This window comes from Citrobacter sp. Cf125, assembly GCF_030333935.1.
GTDB classification, from domain to species: Bacteria; Pseudomonadota; Gammaproteobacteria; order Enterobacterales; family Enterobacteriaceae; genus Citrobacter; species Citrobacter freundii.
This window is the reverse complement of record NZ_JAOWEY010000022.1, coordinates 934,418-952,673: the sequence shown is the minus strand read 5'-3', so window position 1 is coordinate 952,673 and position 18,256 is coordinate 934,418. Positions and strand designations below refer to the sequence as shown.

Below are 18,256 nucleotides of genomic sequence, written 5' to 3'. Positions count from 1 at the left end.
GCTACCTTAACCACACTCTATTAATGCCCTGAGGCGGAGCTTCGCCCCTTTGAAATACCTTGCTTCCGTTCATTCAACCCTAAAAGTCTCACGCTACCTGTTCAGAGCGCTGGCGCTCGTTATCTGGTGTCTGATTGCGTTTGCCTCCGTGTTTTACATTGTGAATGCGCTGCACCAGCGAGAGTCTGAAATCCATCAGGAGCTTAATCTCAGCTCCGATCAGGCCCAACGTTACATTCAGCGTACCTCTGATGTGATTAAAGAGCTGAAATATATTGCCGAAAATCGCTTAACGGCGGAAAACGGCGTGATGTCGCTGCGGGCGCGAGATGATAAAACCGTCGTGCCTAATTTTGAGCCGCTGTTTGCCGACTCCGACTGTTCCGTAATGGGTAACGCCTGGCGAGGTTCTCTGGAATCACTGGCATGGTTTATGCGCTACTGGCGCGACAACTTTTCCGCCGCTTATGATTTAAATCGAGTGTTCCTGATCGGCAGCGACAACCTCTGTATGGCCAATTTCGGTTTGCGTGATATGCCCGTCGAACGAGACGAGGCCCTGAAGGCTCTGCATGAGCGCATTATTAAGTATCGCAATGCTACGCAAGAAGAAAACGGCAACAACTTGTTCTGGATTAGCCAGGGGCCGCGTCCGGGAGTAGGGTATTTCTATGCACTGACGCCGGTTTACCTCGCCAATCGTCTCCAGGCGCTGTTGGGCGTAGAGCAGCCTATTCGCATGGAGAATTTCTTCACACCGGGTAGTTTACCGATGGGCGTGACCATCCTCGACGAAAATGGGCATGCGCTAATTTCTCTCACCGGCCCTGAAGGGAATATTAAGGCTGAGCCCCACTGGATGCAGGAGCGCTCCTGGTTTGGTTACACGCCAGGTTTCCGCGAGCTGGTACTGAAGAAAAATCTGCCTCCGTCCTCCCTGAGCATCGTGTACTCCGTTCCTGTCGACCTGGTGCTGGAGCGGATCCGCATGATGATCCTGAACGCTATATTGCTGAACGTGCTGGTCGGGGCGGCATTGTTTATGCTCACGCGCATGTATGAACGGCGCATTTTTATTCCAGCGGAAAGTGATGCTCAGCGGCTGGAAGAACATGAGCAGTTTAACCGTAAAATCGTGGCTTCTGCGCCGGTGGGTATTTGTATTCTGCGCACGATGGATGGCATTAATATTCTGAGTAACGAACTGGCGCACACCTATCTGAACATGCTGACGCATGAAGACCGTCAGCGGTTAACGCAAATTATTTGCGGCCAACAGGTCAATTTTGTTGATGTGCTGACCAGCAACAATACCAATCTGCAAATCAGCTTTGTGCACTCGCGCTATCGTAATGAAAACGTGGCAATTTGTGTCCTTGTTGATGTCAGTGCGCGCGTTAAAATGGAAGAGTCGTTGCAGGAGATGGCACAGGCGGCGGAACAGGCTAGCCAGTCAAAATCGATGTTCCTTGCGACGGTGAGCCATGAGCTACGTACCCCGCTGTATGGTATTATCGGTAACCTTGATTTGTTGCAAACCAAAGAGTTACCGAGTGGGGTGGATCGTCTGGTAACGGCGATGAATAACTCTTCCAGCCTGCTGCTGAAAATTATCAGCGATATTCTCGACTTCTCAAAGATTGAATCTGAACAGCTGAAGATTGAACCGCGAGAGTTTTCACCGCGTGAAGTCATGAACCATATTACGGCTAACTATTTGCCGCTGGTGGTCCGCAAGCAGTTGGGGTTGTACTGCTTTATCGATCCGGATGTGCCTGTGGCGCTGAATGGCGATCCGATGCGTTTACAACAGGTGATTTCTAATCTACTGAGTAACGCAATCAAGTTTACCGATACCGGTTGTATTGTGTTGCACGTGCAGTGCAGCGGCGACTACCTGAGCATTCGAGTGCGTGATACGGGTGTAGGGATCCCTGCCAAAGAGGTGGTTCGGTTGTTCGATCCTTTCTTCCAGGTGGGGACTGGCGTACAGCGTAATTTCCAGGGAACGGGACTTGGTTTGGCGATCTGTGAAAAACTGATCAGCATGATGGATGGGGATATTTCCGTCGATTCCGAGCCGGGAATGGGGAGCCAGTTTACGCTGCGTATTCCGCTTTATGGCGCACAGTATCCGCTGAAAAAGGGTGTTGAAGGATTGGCTGGCACGCGTTGCTGGCTGGCAGTACGTAATGCGTCACTGTACCACTTTCTCGAATCCAGCCTGACGCGTAATGGGATGAAGGTGCTGCGATATGAGGGACAACAGCCCGATGCGGATGACCTGTTGGTGGCCGACGATGTGCTGGAACAGGCCTGGCAGGGGCGAGCAGCGGTGATTTTCTGCCGCCGACATATTGGCATTCCGCTGGAAAGAGAGCCTGGAGAATGGGTACACAGCGTGGCGTCACCGCACGAACTGCCTGCGCTGCTGGCACATATCTACAGTGTAGAGTTGGGGAGTGAAGATCTCTCCACGGCGCTGCCAACCCCGGATAAAGCCGGTGCGACGAACGATGACATGATGATCCTGGTTGTTGACGATCATCCTATAAACCGGCGCTTACTGGCCGATCAATTGGGATCGTTGGGATATCAGTGTAAAACCGCGAATGACGGTGTGGATGCGCTCAATGTGCTCAGCAAAAATCATATCGACATTGTGCTGAGTGACGTCAACATGCCAAACATGGATGGTTATCGCCTGACCCAGCGTATCCGCCAGTTAGGGTTAACGCTGCCGGTTGTCGGCGTGACGGCCAACGCGCTGGCCGAAGAGAAGCAGCGTTGCCTGGAATCGGGTATGGATAGCTGTCTGTCTAAGCCAGTGACGTTGGATGTATTGAAGCAAACGCTGACGGTCTATGCGGAAAGGGTGAGGAAGGCGCGGGAATAACAGATGCCGGATGGCGGCGCTTGCCTTATCCGGCCTACGGAACACGCACCAAGCAGTGTCATTCGTAGGCCTGATAAACGGCGTGCCATCAGGCACTTTGGTGTTAAAAGAATTACTCTTTGTCTGAGGGACTCAGCGTTACGGAAGAGAGGTAATTCAACAGGGCGATATCGTTTTCCACACCGAGTTTCATCATTGCCGACTTTTTCTGGCTGCTGATGGTTTTAATACTGCGGTTGAGTTTTTTCGCGATTTCAGTAACCAGGAAACCTTCGGCAAACAGACGCAGAACTTCACTCTCTTTCGGTGACAGACGTTTGTCGCCATAGCCGCTGGCGCTGATTTTTTCCAGCAGACGAGACACGCTTTCCGGGGTGAATTTCTTACCTTTCTGTAGTGCGGCAAGCGCTTTCGGCAGATCGGTTGGCGCACCTTGCTTCAGTACAATCCCTTCAATATCGAGATCCAGTACCGCGCTCAGAATAGCCGGATTGTTGTTCATGGTCAGAACGATAATCGACAGGCTCGGGAAATGACGCTTGATATATTTAATTAACGTGATCCCATCACCGTATTTATCTCCCGGCATGGAGAGGTCGGTAATCAACACATGCGCATCCAACTTAGGCAAATTGTTGATCAGTGCAGTGGAGTCTTCAAATTCGCCGACAACATTTACCCACTCGATTTGCTCAAGTGATTTACGAATACCGAACAGTACAATCGGGTGGTCATCGGCAATAATTACGTTCATAGTGTTCATGTATTGGGCTACCTTGCTACAGCAAGCTCTTGACGTAAACGTCAATGTCGCTGATGTATTTTTCTATACCTGGAGCATCTTTCTCTTGAATAAGATGTTCCAGCGCTTCACATAACTGCTTGCCGGGTACCAGATTAAGCATGGCAAACACGCCTTTCAGGCGATGGGCCGTTTGGGCTAACGCAGCGAAATCGCTGATAGCCGCCTCAGTATACAACCTCTTAACATCATCCGGTACTGTGTCTACAAAGAGAGCGTAGTAACCACTGGCATGAAGTTCGGCGTTTTCATCCCCGCCGAGGGGGAGTTCCTGGAACCCTTCTTGCGCCAGTTGCTCTTCAATCAGCTCAAGGACAGCTTCCTGCATAGCATTGCTCATATTAAAGTTAACGCGCAGTTGGCCAGGGCCAATTTTCCGCACGCCAGACTCATCATCGCTTAAAAGTAGGCCTGAAGCAGTAAGATTAGACGGATTATCCGTTAAAAAGAGATCATATTCTTGACTATTCAACCGTTCATCGGGCGTGATGCAGGTTGCCCCCCAGTTTTCCAGCTGACGTAATACAATGCTACGTACGTCATTTGAGGTGACATCAACCATTACGCAGACGTCATCCAACAGGCGCTCTTCACTATCAGCATGTTGATCGTGCAGCGGCATTTTAACATGGACGATATAACGTGTTCCAAGTTCTTCCCGCGCTTTGATATTCAGGTGTCCGCCAAGCTTACGGGCTAACTGATCGCACAACCAGAACATCAGAGGGTTGGCTTTGCCATACCGATCGCCCTGCGTGTCATTGATGAACGGGAAATGGAGATTATCAACTTCATTCAATGTGACGCCTTGCCCGGTATCCAGAATGCGGAAGGTCAGGCGTTCAGCCTCTGACTCATCCTGGTCGACTTCCAGCGTTATTTTACCAATCTGCGTGGTGGTTACCGCATATTGGATCAACAGCAGCAAAATACGGCGCAAGGCATCGCGATCGCCACGGCGTTCATCATGGGCGCTAAGGTGATTTTTAATCAGTAGCTGCAGCCCCTTACGCTTAATGGCTGGCAGAACCTCCGGAACTACGTCGTCAATTAATGCCTGCACGGAAAACAGTGTGGATTCACCTTTCCAGGCATCGTTCTCCAGCAGGTTGGCTAGCTGGATTTCGTCCACCATTCGCACCAGAACGTCGGCCTGATTTGCCAGTTTCTGGCTGTCCGGTGTATTGAGCGCGGCGGCATTGGCAGCCAACGTTTTCGCGGGGTCTTTCAGCGCGCTGCCAATATTCTGCATAAAGGCCGCGCGGGCCTGCTGATTTTTCTCATACAGCCGCTGCGCTTGTTTCAGCTTCTTATTGACCAGCACTTCGCGGTCCTGGTCACGAATGATAAAGATCTGCGTTCTCGGGGAGATCTGGCTGCGAAACAGTCTGATTTCATACAGTTCATTATTGATGGTGGCTTGAATGATTCCCTGATGCTGCTCTGCCATGTTGGTAATGTTTTGCAGATTTAAATGCGGCAGCAGGTGATCGGCAATTTTGTTGCTGATCACCGTACGATTTGCTTCCTGATCGTGTACCAGTAATCCCAGTGGCAGAAGGGAAACAATCTCTTCATTGATTGCGCGAAGAACGCGCAGTTCATTATTTGCCGCAAGGTTTGGCGCCACTTGGGTGGAACGGACTGGGAGGTGGCGAAAAGTGGTATAGCCAAATAGCGCCAGGGCCAGCAACGCAATGTTCAGCAAAAGCGGTAGCAGAATGCTTTGCAATGTGTCGAGCAGCAATGAGCCAAACGGAACCTGCCATACCAGCCGCATATCCGTTGAGTTTAGCGCCGAAGAGATCTCAATTTTACTGTTGTTGAAATTAATGCTGACGCTGTCAGGCGACTCTTTTTCATTCAGGTGCTCGGTCGTTGAGGTGGCATCAGGTTCCAGATAGAAACTGTCCAGCGGCATACCGGGCGGGATCAAGTCATTAATCGGCAGGTCAAAGGCGACAACCGTTGCCAGATGTCCTGGCTGATTAAAGGTCGTGCGTAGCGTGAAGTAATGCCCGTTCTGCCAGGCCAGACGGCGCAGTGAAGAGAAGCTTTCACGTTCATCTAGCGCATTAGCCTGTTGCAGCATCTCAGCGCGCCGGGAATCGACAATATTCCCAATCGTCGATTCTTTAAAACCGGAGGTAAGATCTTTCAGCGGTAACGTCGAGATTAGGATCAGACTGTTGTCCTGACCATTCAGGTAATACATTGACCATGGGACATTCTCTGCGCCCCACAACGTATCCAGATATGTTGAAATGCGCTGGGTCATTTCCAATGTAGAACTGTCATGCGAGCCGAAAATCAGCGCCTCGGTCTTTCTGCGCGGCTTCTCAAGATAATAGACGTCTTGTTTCAGACGCGTTTCCTGCAGCCCTTCTGCACCCGGCGAACTGGTTGAGGCGGCAATGTTGTCATAGATTTGCCAGGTCACGTATCGCCAGGTATCGACCCTTTTATGAATGGCATGGGTAATATCGACGATCTGATAGCTCTTATCTTTTAACCAGGTGTTGACGGCGCTCTGGACCATAACACCCATCATCACCAACAGCACAACGATCAGTAATAAGAAGAAACGGGTAATACTTCCTGGCAACAGGGAGAATCGGGTGGAAACCGTTGTGTCAGACTGACTCATTCGTGTTTATGACCTGTTAAACGACGCGAAAGATGAAGGGGCAGTATAAAGGGTAATGTATGAATTACCACACTTACACCGCGCGGCAGAGGTTGCATTTTTTACGCCTCATTTGGTTGCGCCCGTGACGGTGCAAAGGTGTACAGTGGATAACGGCGGGTACAAATATTCGTACGGAAAGTATACATTTAGCATTAAATAACAATCAATTATTTGTCAGGCTTATATCTGAGCGCAGTGCTATGAGATAGTTAATAGTCGTTATAGTTTTGCATCGGTAGCACAGAAAGGTAAGTTTTGTGTAAAGAAGGGTAAAAAAAAACCGAACGCTGAGCATTCGGTTGAAATAGGGGTAAACAGACATTCATAAATGAATGACGGTAATAAATAAAGTTAATGATGATAGCGGGTCTATTTTAGTTGCGAGTGAAGATTTTTTTTTGTCATTCAGTGCTATAAGATTTTTTCATGTAACTTGTTGATTTTAAATACTATTAATATAATTCTTGATTATTTGTGCTTATTTTGCCTATTTTTTGATTTTAAAAAAGTTCCCTTGTATTAATATTTTGAAACATCTATGCGGATAAATGAAACACCTTAAAAGTTTTAGTATCATATTCGTGTTGGATTATTCTGTGTTTTTGCGGAGAATGAAGTTGCCGACTGGTTAATGACCTTAATCAGTATGCAGTGGCATAAAAAAGCAATAAAGGCATATAACAGAGGGTTAATAACATGAAAGTTAAAGTACTGTCCCTCCTGGTACCAGCACTGCTGGTAGCAGGCGCAGCGAATGCGGCTGAAATTTATAACAAAGACGGCAACAAATTAGACCTGTACGGCAAAGTCGACGGTCTGCACTATTTCTCCGATGACAAAAGCGCTGACGGTGACCAAACCTATATGCGTATCGGCTTCAAAGGCGAAACTCAGGTTAATGACCAACTGACCGGTTACGGCCAGTGGGAATACCAGATTCAGGGTAACTCCGCAGAAAATGAAAACAACGCCTGGACCCGTGTGGCGTTTGCGGGTCTGAAATTCGCAGACGTGGGTTCATTCGACTACGGTCGTAACTACGGCGTAGTTTACGATGTAACGTCCTGGACCGACGTTCTGCCGGAATTCGGCGGCGACACCTACGGTTCTGACAACTTCATGCAGCAGCGTGGTAACGGCTTCGCGACCTACCGTAACACCGACTTCTTCGGTTTGGTTGATGGCCTGAACTTTGCCATTCAGTACCAGGGTAAAAACGGTAGCGTGAGTGGCGAAGACGATACCGGCAGAACTTTCACTGGCGTGACCAACAACGGTCGTGAAGCACTGCGTCAGAATGGCGACGGCGTTGGCGGATCTATCACTTATGATATCGGCGAAGGCTTCTCCCTGGGTACTGCAGTCACCAGTTCCAAACGTACCGACGAACAGAACCGTTTGAACTTCGGTACCGGCGATCGTGCTGAAACCTATACCGGTGGTATTAAATACGACGCGAACAACTTCTACTTTGCAACTCAGTACACTCAGACCTACAACGCAACGCGTGCAGGCTCCCTGGGTTGGGCTAACAAAGCGCAGAACTTCGAAGCGGTTGCTCAGTACCAGTTCGACTTCGGTCTGCGTCCGTCCGTGGCTTACCTGCAGTCTAAAGGTAAAGACCTGGGCCGTGGCTATGGCGACGAAGACATCGTGAAATATGTTGATGTTGGCGCGACTTACTACTTCAACAAAAACATGTCCACCTATGTTGATTACAAAATCAACCTGCTGGATGACAATCAGTTCACCCGTGACGCAGGTATCGGTACCGATGATATCGTAGCGCTGGGTCTGGTTTACCAGTTCTAATCTACATTTATTGTTATCAAAGGCCCTGCGGGGCCTTTTTTAATGCTGTTTTTCCGCCGTACAAACAACGATTTTTGGTGTACTCTTGCGCGCGTTCGCATGAGGATAATTACGTATGGAAATGAAATTTTATCGCGCAGCGCTGCTGGCGGTGACGATTTTTTTTGTCGGGTGCGATGAAGCCCCGAAACCTGCTCAGACCACAACGGCAGCCACCGTTCTGGAAGGTAAAACCATGGGCACTTTCTGGCGGGTCAGTGTCGTGGGCGTCGATGCAAAACGCGCCGCAGAACTACAGGTGAAGATCCAGACTCAGCTTGATGCCGATGATCAACTGCTCTCCACCTATAAAAATGACTCTGCATTGATGCGCTTTAACTTATCGAATAGTTTGTCACCATGGCCGGTTAGCGACGCCATGGCGGATATCGTGACCTCGGCGCTACGCATTGGCGCAAAAACCGATGGGGCTATGGATATCACCGTGGGGCCGTTAGTCAATCTGTGGGGCTTTGGCCCGGATCAGCAACCGTTGCATATTCCCACCCAAGAGCAAATTGACGCTGCAAAAGCGAAAACCGGACTTTCACATCTAAAGGTCGTGAATGAAGCGCATCGGAATTACCTGCAAAAAGACTTGCCGGATCTGTATGTGGATCTCTCTACCGTTGGCGAAGGGTACGCCGCCGATCATCTGGCACGATTAATGGAGCAGGAAGGGATCGCCCGTTATCTGGTTTCCGTTGGTGGTGCGCTAAACAGCCGCGGTATGAATGCTGAAGGGCATCCGTGGCGTGTCGCAATTCAGAAACCGACCGATCGTGAAAACGCGGTGCAGGCGATTGTAGACATTAACGGGCATGGCATTAGCACCTCCGGCAGCTACCGTAACTATTATGAGCTGGATGGCAAGCGTCTTTCCCATGTTATCGATCCGCAAACCGGTCGTCCGATTGAACACAACCTGGTGTCCGTAACGGTCATTGCACCAACGGCGCTGGAAGCTGACGGCTGGGATACTGGATTGATGGTGCTCGGCCCGGAAAAGGCCAAAGAAGTTGTGCGTCGTGAAGGGCTGGCGGTCTATATGATTATGAAAGAGGGCGAGGGGTTTAACACCTGGATGTCGCCGCAGTTCAAAAGCTTTCTGGTCAGCGAAAAAAATTAAAAAGCAAGATTGCGGGTTTTTGTATCCGGCTATGGGGACACACTGACGCTAAGCGCTATGCTTAACAAAGGAGTCCGAAATGAAAAATCGTTTACGCATCACTGACGATGACCGTTGGCAGTCCGTTTTGGCTCGTGACGCCGACGCCGACGGTCATTTTGTTTTTGCCGTCCAGACCACCGGTATTTTCTGCCGTCCGTCCTGTCGGGCAAAACATGCGCTGCGCAAAAATGTCCGCTTTTTCTCTGATGCTCAGCAGGCGCAGGCTGCCGGGTTTCGCCCCTGTAAGCGCTGCCAGCCGGATAAAGACAGCGCGCAACAGCATCGACTGGACAAAATTGCCCGCGCCTGCCAGTTGTTGGAGCAAGAGTCACCTCTTACGCTGGACGAGTTGGCACAACAGGTGGCAATGAGCCCGTATCACTTACATCGCTTGTTCAAAGCTACGACAGGCATGACCCCGAAAGCGTGGCAGCAGTCCTGGCGTGCCCGCCGTCTGCGCGATGCTCTGGCGAAAGGTGTTCCGGTTACGCAGGCGATTCTCAACGCCGGATTCCCCGACAGCAGCAGCTATTACCGCAAAGCGGATCAGACATTAGGCATGACCGCAAAGCAATTTCGTAAAGGTGGCGACAACGTTTCTGTACGCTATACCCTCGCAGATTGCGCTCTGGGTCGTTGTCTGGTGGCAGAAAGCGAGCGGGGTATCTGTGCGATCTTACTTGGTGATGATGACGCCACGTTAGTTGCGGATCTGCATGAGCTGTTTCCCGCCGCGCAGGATGTTCCTGCAGATGCCGATTTTCAGCAGCGCGTGCGCGAAGTGATCGCCGCGATCAACTCGCGTGACGCGTCGCTATCGCTACCCCTGGATATCCGGGGCACCGCATTTCAGCAGCAGGTGTGGCAGGCGCTGCGCGCAATTCCGTGCGGCGAAACAATGAGCTACCAACAGCTGGCCAGCGCCATCGGCAAACCGAAGGCGGTACGCGCGGTGGCCAGTGCCTGTGGGGCCAACAAACTGGCGATTGTTATACCGTGTCACCGGGTGATCCGTGGTGATGGCGCACTTTCGGGCTACCGATGGGGTATTGCGCGCAAGGCGCAGTTACTGCAACGGGAAACTACTGGCGAGGAAACATAATGCTCGATCTTTTTGCGGATGCTAAACCCTGGCAGGAGCCGCTGGCTTCAGGTGCGGTTATTCTGCGACGTTTCGCTTTTGACTCTGCACCTACTTTACTGCAGGCGATAGCGGCTGTCGCCAGACAGTCGCCATTTCGTCAGATGGTAACGCCCGGCGGCTATACGATGTCGGTGGCAATGACCAACTGCGGCCATCTGGGCTGGACGACGGATCAGCATGGCTATCTTTATTCTCCGTGTGATCCACTCACCGGCGTGCACTGGCCGCCGCTGCCGGATGCATTTGCTGACCTGTGTCAACAGGCGGCGACGGCGGCGGGCTATGCTGATTTTCAACCCGATGCCTGCCTGATTAACCGCTACACGCCAGGGGCAAAACTGTCCTTACATCAGGATAAAGACGAGCCCGACCTGCGGGCGCCGATTGTCTCTGTATCGCTGGGGCTACCGGCCATCTTTCAATTTGGCGGATTGCGCCGTAATGACCCTTTAAAGCGTTTGCTGCTGGAACATGGCGATGTCGTGGTGTGGGGCGGTAATTCGCGGCTGTTTTATCATGGGATCCAGCCGCTTAAAACGGGGTATCATCCGTTGACCGGAGACTGTCGTTACAATCTGACGTTTCGTCAGGCAGGTAAAAAAGAATAAAAATAAGAATTATTATTGCTGTCAGCGAAGAGATGTTTAAACTGCGGGCTGTTATTACTTGTCCGGGTTGTGTGCATGGAACTTTTACTTCTTGTCTGGCGGCAGTATCGCTGGCCATTTATCAGCGTGATGGCGCTCAGCCTCGCCAGCGCCGCGTTGGGGATTGGGCTGATTGCGTTTATCAACCAGCGTCTGATTGAAACGGTCGACACCACGCTGATGGTGCTACCGGAGTTTCTTGGCCTGCTGCTATTATTGATGGCCGTCACCCTCGGTTCACAACTGGCGCTCACCACGCTGGGACACCACTTTGTCTACCGACTGCGTAGCGAATTTATCAAACGGATTCTGGACACCCACGTCGAGCGCATCGAACAGCTTGGCAGCGCCTCGTTGCTGGCGGGTTTAACCAGTGATATCCGCAACATCACCATCGCCTTTGTTCGTCTGCCTGAGCTGGTACAGGGGATTATCCTGACAGTCGGATCGGCGGCGTATCTGGCGATGCTGTCGACTAAAATGCTGCTGGTGACAGCAATCTGGATGGCAATCACCATCTGGGGCGGATTTGTGCTGGTGGCGCGGGTGTATAAACACATGGCCACCTTGCGCGAAACTGAAGATAAGTTGTACAACGATTATCAAACGGTGCTGGAAGGGCGCAAAGAGCTGACGCTCAACCGTGAGCGTGCCGAGCATATCTTTAATCAGATGTACGTCCCGGATGCCAAAGAGTACCGTCACCATATTATTCGCGCCGATACTTTCCACCTGAGCGCAGTCAACTGGTCGAACATTATGATGCTGGGCGCCATTGGTTTGGTGTTCTGGATGGCCAACAGCCTGGGCTGGGCGGATACCGCCGTGGCGGCGACCTATTCGCTGACGCTGCTATTTCTGCGCACGCCGCTGCTCTCTGCCGTTGGCGCGCTACCGACGCTGCTCACCGCGCAGGTAGCGTTCAACAAGCTGAACAGGTTTGCCCTTGCGCCCTTTAAGGCCGAATTCCCACGTCCAAATGCGTTTCCGAACTGGCAGACGCTGGAGTTACGTAACGTGGTTTTCCACTATCAGGATAACGCCTTCTCCGTTGGACCCGTGAATCTGACGATTCATCGCGGTGAACTGATCTTTCTGATTGGCGGTAACGGTAGCGGGAAATCTACGCTGGCGATGTTACTGACTGGTCTATACCAGCCGCAGTCAGGCGAAATATTGCTTGATGGTAAGGCCGTTGCCGTTGAAAAACCGGAAGACTACCGCAAGCTATTCTCCGCCGTGTTTACCGACGTCTGGCTGTTCGACAAACTGCTGGGGCCGGAAGGTAAAGAGGCTAATCCGCAGCTGGTCGCGAAGTGGCTGGAACATCTGAAGATGGGGCACAAGCTGGAGCTGAGCGATGGCCGTATCCTCAATCTGAAACTGTCGAAAGGGCAGAAGAAACGCGTGGCGCTGCTGCTGGCTCTGGCGGAGGAGCGCGACATCATTCTGCTGGATGAATGGGCTGCCGATCAGGATCCCCATTTCCGCCGCGAGTTCTATCAGGTGCTATTGCCTTTGATGCAGGAAATGGGCAAAACCATTTTCGCCATTAGCCACGACGATCACTATTTTATTCACGCCGATCGTCTGCTGGAAATGCGTAATGGACAGTTGAGTGAACTGCTGGGCGATGAACGTGAAGCCGCCTCACGTGACGCGGTGGCTCGCACAGCCTGATCCCACGTGCCGCCGGTTTTTTAGCCACCCGGCGGCACTGTTTATTGTTATTTACATAAATCAGCATCATGATTAATGATATTTCATATCATGGATTTATGATTAATGTCCGTAATAAACAAAAACAGCGCCAGGCTGCGTGATGAAGAGCGTGCGCGCCTTATCTGGCTGCTGACCACTGATAAAGCCATTATTTCAACACTGTTGGGCAAGCTTACCCTGGCTGAGCAATATGACGTCGGTACGTTAGCCGACGATATTGCTGAGGTAGGGGCGCTGGTCGCCCACCTGCCGCCTCCCGATTTAGCCGATACCCTCGAAGCATTACCTTCAGAAGAGCGTCACGCCCTGTGGCGACTGGTCGAAAGTGAAAAGCGTGGTAACGTCCTGCTTGAGGCGTCTGAAAACGTCTGGGACGACCTGATCGATGAGATGAGTGACCGCGAAATACTGGATGCGCTGCAATATCTCGATATCGATGAACAGATTTATCTGGTGCAGCATCTCCCGCGTAACCTCACTGGACGGTTGCTGGCGACGTTACCAGCCGAAGAGCGGGCGCGTGTCCGCCAGGTAATGCATTACGAGAAGAATCGCGTCGGCGCGATTATGGAGTTCGAAGTCATCACCGTGCGTCCGGACGTGACGCTGGAAGTGGTGCAACGCTACCTGCGACGGTTGGGCAAAATGCCGGAGAACACCGATAAACTCTTCGTGACCGATCGCAATAAAGTGCTGGTTGGAGAACTGACGCTAACCTGCATTCTGCTCAATGATGTGCAACGCAAAGTCAGCGAGGTGATGGAAGATGACCCGCTCACCTTTTCTCCGGACGATATCGCTGAAAACGCTGCACGTACCTTCGAACGTGACGACCTGGTCAGTGCTGCAGTCGTTGACCCTTCAGGCAAGCTGATGGGCCGCTTAACTATCGATGAGATCGTCGATGTGGTTTATGAAGAAACTGATACCGATTTGCGTCGAATGGGGGGCTTAAGCGCCGGAGAGGATGTGTTTGCGCCCGTTACCAAAGCGGTAAAAACCCGTTGGGCGTGGCTGGCCGTTAACCTCTGTACCGCCTTTATCGCCTCGCGGGTGATCGACGGTTTTGAACATACGATTTCGCAACTGGTGGCGCTGGCCTCGCTGATGCCAATTGTGGCGGGAATTGGCGGCAATACCGGGAATCAAACCATCACCATGATCGTCCGCGCGCTGGCGCTACAAAATATTCAGCCGGGGAACCTGACGTTTTTGATCCTGCGCGAAATGGGCGTTGCAGTGATTAATGGCCTCGTATGGGGCGGAATTATGGGCGGTATTACCTGGTGGCTGTACGATGACATGGCGCTCGGCGGAGTAATGACCCTGGCGATGATGCTTAATTTGTTGATGGCAGCATTAATGGGGGTCATCATTCCGATGACGATGGTGAAGCTCGGGCGCGACCCGGCGGTCGGCTCGAGCGTGATGATTACGGCTATCACCGATACCGGGGGATTCTTTATTTTTCTCGGTCTGGCAACGCTGTTTCTGATGTAGCCGCGCGTTTGCTTCTGACGATACGTGGCAGAATGAGCATTGCCATCACCCCGGCAACCACGCCAATCGCCAGGTTGCCGGTGGACACCGTGGCAGCGACGGTCATCAGCATAACCAGCGTTTCAGTGATGGGGAGTTTCCTCAGCGTGGCGGGCTGGATGCTGTGCCAACTGAAGGTTTTTACCGCCACAATCACCATAATTCCCGCCAGCACCGACATGGGTATTTCTGCCATCACTTCGCTTAACCCAGTGACTAACAGTAGTAATACCAGTCCGGCGGCAACCGTCGAGACGCGGCTGCGTCCTTTGCCCATCTCGACGTTAACGATGGTTTGACCAATCATCGCGCACCCGGCGATGCCGCCATAAAATCCGGCCAGAATATTGGCTATCCCCAGCCCGGCACTCTCGCGATTCTTATTCGACGGCGTCACCGTCAGGTCATCCACCAGACGGGCGGTTAACAGCGACTCCATCAAACCAACAAAAGCGATACTCAGCGCGCAGGGCCAGATAATCGCCAGCGTTTGCAGGTTGAGCGGAACCAACAACTGGGTGAAACCCGGCAGGCCGCCGCTCATCGAACCTTCGTCACCGACGGTCGGTAACAGTTGCCCGCTGGTGACAGTGAACACGGTCAGCAGCACGATGGCGATAAGCGGTGCGGGGATAGCTTTAATAAACCGCGGAACCCACAGCACAATCAGCAGCGTCAGGACAAACAGCCCCCAGATGAGCGGGCTTTTCCCCCAGAAATGAGGGACCTGGGCAAAGAAAATCAAAATACCTAGTGCGTTGACAAATCCGGTCATCACGGCAGTAGGGATGAATCGCATCAGACGTGCCATTCCCAATACACCAAACAGGATCTGAATCAACCCGGCCAGCACCACTGCAGGCAGGATGTATTGCACGCCGTGTTGATGCACCATCGGACCAATCACCAGCGCAACCGATCCTGCAGCGGCGGTAACCATTGCCGGACGACCACCTAAAAAGGACATCGCCAGGCACAGTACGACGGAGGCGATCAGACTGACTTTAGGATCAACGCCTGCGATAACGGAAAACGAGATCACTTCCGGGATCAGCGCCAGGGCGGTTACCACACCGGCCAGTGTTTCGCGAACCAGCAGACGGGGTTGGCGGAGCACCGCACGGGTCGCGTTTTCCGCGACTGCGACAGAGGAATGTTGAGTTGCAGACATAGTTACACTCAGGTCAAAAATGGCCTGATACAGCAGACCGACAGGCATCCGTGCGGTGAATAGCAAAGCGCAGCATAGTACCCGTCTGACGGACTGGTTTCCAGAAATGATTGTCAATAACCATATAAACTATCAACGTATTAATAACATTTTTAAAAATTAAATATAATCTATAAACAATATTTAATTATTTTTACTTAAGTGTTACCGTTGATGCCGCTCGATTTTCACCTGCATTAAAAGCAAAAAAGCGATACTAAAAGTAAGGCATTAACATTATGAAAAAAGTGACTGCCATGCTCTTCACCATGGCTGTAGGGCTGAATGTTGTCTCGATGGCGGCAAAAGCGAAAGCGGCGGAAGAGCAGGAAACGGATGTACTGTTGATTGGCGGCGGCATCATGAGCGCCACGCTGGGAACCTATTTACAGGAGCTGGAGCCGCAATGGTCAATGACCATGGTTGAGCGACTGGATGGTGTAGCGCAGGAAAGCTCAAATGGCTGGAATAACGCCGGAACGGGACACTCCGCACTGATGGAGCTGAACTACACGCCTAAAAAGGCCGACGGTAGCATCAGCATTGAAAAGGCAGTCGAAATTAACGAAGCCTTCCAGATTTCCCGCCAGTTTTGGGCGTATCAGGTCAACAATGGCGTGATGCATGAACCCCGCTCGTTTATCACCACTGTTCCCCATATGAGCTTTGTCTGGGGCGACGAGAACGTGAATTTCCTGCGTGCCCGTTACACGGCACTCCAGCAAAGCACCCTGTTCCGCGGTATGCGCTACTCTGAAGATCACGCGCAGATTAAAGAATGGGCGCCTTTGGTTATGGAAGGTCGCGATCCGCAGCAGAAAGTTGCGGCAACGCGTACCGAGATCGGTACTGACGTGAACTACGGCGAAATCACACGCCAGTTGATTACCTCATTGCAGAAAAAGCCCAACTTTGCGCTGCAGTTGAGCACCGAAGTGCGCGGTTTTAAGCGTAATGCCGACAATAGCTGGACGGTCACGGTTGCCGATCTGAAAAATAACGAAGCGGAACATGATATCAAGGCGAAGTTTGTCTTTATCGGTGCCGGTGGCGCTGCGCTGAAGCTGTTGCAGGAAACCGACATTCCGGAAGCGAAAGGCTATGCCGGATTCCCGGTGGGCGGGCAGTTCCTGGTTGCGGACAATCCGGACGTAGTCAACCGCCACCTGGCGAAAGTGTACGGTCAGGCCTCCGTTGGCGCGCCGCCGATGTCCGTACCGCACATCGACACGCGTATCCTTGATGGCAAGCGCGTTGTGCTGTTTGGGCCATTCGCGACATTCTCCACCAAGTTCCTGAAAAACGGTTCATTGTGGGATCTGCTCAGCTCGACCACCACGTCGAACTTTATGCCGATGGTCAACGTGGGTCTGGATAACTTCGATCTGGTGAAATATCTGGTGAGCCAGGTGATGCTCAGCGACGACGACCGTTTTGCTGCGCTGCAAGAGTACTATCCGCAGGCGAAAAAAGAAGACTGGCGTTTATGGCAGGCGGGCCAGCGTGTGCAGATCATCAAAAGCGATGCGGAGAAGGGCGGCGTGTTGCGTCTGGGTACTGAAGTCGTCAGCGATAAAGAAGGCACGATTGCTGCGCTGCTGGGAGCTTCTCCGGGCGCATCAACCGCGGCACCGATCATGCTGCATCTGATGGAAAAAGTGTTTAAAGATAAAGTGGCCAGCCCCGAGTGGCAGGCGAAGCTGAAAACCATCATTCCGTCTTATGGTACTAAGCTGAACGGTAACGTTGAGGCTACGGAACAAGAGTTGCAGTACACCAGTGAGGTTCTGGGTCTGAAATATGACAAGCCGCAGGTTGCTGATGAAGCACCGAAACCACAGCTGAAACCTCAGGGACAACCGCAGCCTGAACAGAAAGCCGTCGCGGATATCGCACTGTAAATACAATGCCGGATGGCGCTGCGCTTATCCGGCCTGTTTTATGCGTCTGTAGGCCGGATAAGGCGGTACGCCGCCATCCGGCACATCCTGACTTAGCGCGCGACTGCGTCCTGAATTTTATCTTCTGCTTTCCAGATACGGTATTTAACGTCCACGTTTTCCGGGGTGTAGACCACAATCGGCAGCTTGCTGTTGTAACGGAGCATGCCGTCATCACCCAGATACGCAGTAATGAATTTCTTCTCTTTCTTACCGTCCGGGCAGGCCATCATGGTTGAAACCGGAGATGTGACTTTGTCGAAGACGTAGTAGTCATATCCCCAACCTTCCAGCGTTTTGCTGTCCAGTTCGCCACCCAGGCGGTGTTGGTTGCAGTCAACTTCCAGCGTTTGTCCGATCAGCAGTTCTACTTTCAGAGTAGATTCATCTTTCTCAGGGGTAAGCTGGATAACCTGGCGCTTCATACCCTTTTCCGCCTTAGGATAAGGGGCGACTTTTTCCAGCGGTTGAGCGCCGGCTTCGTTACTGGCAGCCCATGCAGAGGTGCTGGCAAAGGCGGCGAAAAGTACGGCAGGGACAATTGTCTTCATCTTATTGTTCACAGTGTTTCCTTTCTTCTGTCTTTTGAACGAGTCTGGGGCAGGTTAACATATTCGCATCATCAATTAATCTGTATTTACTTAT

The 18,256-nt window shown here is 51.8% G+C and carries 12 protein-coding genes; 8 read left to right on the top strand and 4 right to left on the bottom strand.

All coding sequences use genetic code 11. From position 1 onward, the window contains the following. The first annotated feature begins 49 nt into the window (after positions 1-49). A complete protein-coding gene (rcsC, locus tag OGV89_RS08820) occupies positions 50-2,896 on the top strand; it encodes a two-component system sensor histidine kinase RcsC (protein WP_003845133.1) in 2,847 nt (948 codons plus the stop codon). Between the two features lie 112 nt (positions 2,897-3,008). Here the strand turns inward: rcsC and rcsB are convergent, their stop codons facing one another. Then, positions 3,009-3,659 carry a response regulator transcription factor RcsB gene (gene rcsB, locus OGV89_RS08815; protein WP_003027592.1) on the bottom strand — a complete coding sequence of 217 codons (651 nt, stop codon included), beginning with the start codon at positions 3,657-3,659 and terminating at the stop codon, positions 3,009-3,011. A 16-nt stretch (positions 3,660-3,675) separates the two neighbouring features. Further along, positions 3,676-6,345: a phosphotransferase RcsD gene (rcsD, locus tag OGV89_RS08810; RefSeq protein ID WP_286558523.1), complete on the bottom strand. Its 2,670-nt coding sequence runs from the start codon at positions 6,343-6,345 to the stop codon at positions 3,676-3,678. 738 nt (positions 6,346-7,083) lie between these two features. On the opposite strand from rcsD, the gene OGV89_RS08805 reads away from it, so the two are divergent. The 6 genes from OGV89_RS08805 (at position 7,084) to mgtE (ending at position 14,422) form a co-directional block, all read left to right on the top strand. Continuing rightward, positions 7,084-8,199, top strand: a complete 1,116-nt coding sequence (locus OGV89_RS08805) for a porin OmpC (protein WP_003027588.1) — start codon at positions 7,084-7,086, stop codon at positions 8,197-8,199. A 115-nt stretch (positions 8,200-8,314) separates the two neighbouring features. Next, the gene (gene apbE, locus OGV89_RS08800) at positions 8,315-9,367 is read left to right on the top strand and encodes an FAD:protein FMN transferase ApbE (RefSeq protein WP_003845135.1); all 1,053 of its coding nucleotides are present in this window, start codon (positions 8,315-8,317) and stop codon (positions 9,365-9,367) included. Positions 9,368-9,446: 79 nt separating this feature from the next. Beyond that, complete coding sequence (gene ada, locus OGV89_RS08795) at positions 9,447-10,511, top strand: bifunctional DNA-binding transcriptional regulator/O6-methylguanine-DNA methyltransferase Ada (RefSeq protein ID WP_003845137.1); 1,065 nt, start codon at positions 9,447-9,449, stop codon at positions 10,509-10,511. Next, a complete protein-coding gene (gene alkB, locus OGV89_RS08790) occupies positions 10,511-11,161 on the top strand; it encodes a DNA oxidative demethylase AlkB (protein ID WP_003845138.1) in 651 nt (216 codons plus the stop codon). The genes ada and alkB overlap by 1 nt, the downstream gene beginning before the upstream one ends. 75 nt (positions 11,162-11,236) lie before the next feature. Further along, the gene (locus OGV89_RS08785) at positions 11,237-12,880 is read left to right on the top strand and encodes a multidrug ABC transporter permease/ATP-binding protein (RefSeq protein WP_003027580.1); all 1,644 of its coding nucleotides are present in this window, start codon (positions 11,237-11,239) and stop codon (positions 12,878-12,880) included. 105 nt (positions 12,881-12,985) lie between these two features. Next, positions 12,986-14,422, top strand: coding sequence for a magnesium transporter (gene mgtE, locus OGV89_RS08780; RefSeq protein WP_003027576.1), 1,437 nt, complete (start codon positions 12,986-12,988; stop codon positions 14,420-14,422). Here mgtE and OGV89_RS08775 read toward each other — a convergent pair. Beyond that, positions 14,385-15,632 (bottom strand): SulP family inorganic anion transporter, encoded by a 1,248-nt coding sequence (locus OGV89_RS08775; RefSeq protein WP_003845139.1) that lies wholly within the window; start codon positions 15,630-15,632, stop codon positions 14,385-14,387. The genes mgtE and OGV89_RS08775 overlap by 38 nt on opposite strands. A 278-nt stretch (positions 15,633-15,910) precedes the next feature. Between OGV89_RS08775 and mqo the strand changes: the two genes are divergently transcribed. After that, a complete protein-coding gene (gene mqo / locus OGV89_RS08770) occupies positions 15,911-17,572 on the top strand; it encodes a malate dehydrogenase (quinone) (protein ID WP_286558521.1) in 1,662 nt (553 codons plus the stop codon). 92 nt (positions 17,573-17,664) lie between these two features. Here mqo and eco read toward each other — a convergent pair whose 3' ends face one another. After that, on the bottom strand, positions 17,665-18,162 hold the full coding sequence (eco, locus tag OGV89_RS08765) for a serine protease inhibitor ecotin (RefSeq protein WP_003027568.1): 498 nt from the start codon (positions 18,160-18,162) through the stop codon (positions 17,665-17,667). Positions 18,163-18,256: the final 94 nt, after the last annotated feature.

What these genes read in the sequence shown, in the direction of transcription:
- rcsB (WP_003027592.1), bottom strand. Translation starts at nt 3,659, where the DNA reads ATGAACACTATGAACGTAATTATTGCCGATGACCACCCGATTGTACTG.
- rcsD (WP_286558523.1), bottom strand. Translation starts at nt 6,345, where the DNA reads ATGAGTCAGTCTGACACAACGGTTTCCACCCGATTCTCCCTGTTGCCA.
- OGV89_RS08805 (WP_003027588.1), top strand. Translation starts at nt 7,084, where the DNA reads ATGAAAGTTAAAGTACTGTCCCTCCTGGTACCAGCACTGCTGGTAGCA.
- apbE (WP_003845135.1), top strand. Translation starts at nt 8,315, where the DNA reads ATGGAAATGAAATTTTATCGCGCAGCGCTGCTGGCGGTGACGATTTTT.
- ada (WP_003845137.1), top strand. Translation starts at nt 9,447, where the DNA reads ATGAAAAATCGTTTACGCATCACTGACGATGACCGTTGGCAGTCCGTT.
- alkB (WP_003845138.1), top strand. Translation starts at nt 10,511, where the DNA reads ATGCTCGATCTTTTTGCGGATGCTAAACCCTGGCAGGAGCCGCTGGCT.
- OGV89_RS08785 (WP_003027580.1), top strand. Translation starts at nt 11,237, where the DNA reads ATGGAACTTTTACTTCTTGTCTGGCGGCAGTATCGCTGGCCATTTATC.
- mgtE (WP_003027576.1), top strand. Translation starts at nt 12,986, where the DNA reads ATGTCCGTAATAAACAAAAACAGCGCCAGGCTGCGTGATGAAGAGCGT.
- OGV89_RS08775 (WP_003845139.1), bottom strand. Translation starts at nt 15,632, where the DNA reads ATGTCTGCAACTCAACATTCCTCTGTCGCAGTCGCGGAAAACGCGACC.
- mqo (WP_286558521.1), top strand. Translation starts at nt 15,911, where the DNA reads ATGAAAAAAGTGACTGCCATGCTCTTCACCATGGCTGTAGGGCTGAAT.
- eco (WP_003027568.1), bottom strand. Translation starts at nt 18,162, where the DNA reads ATGAAGACAATTGTCCCTGCCGTACTTTTCGCCGCCTTTGCCAGCACC.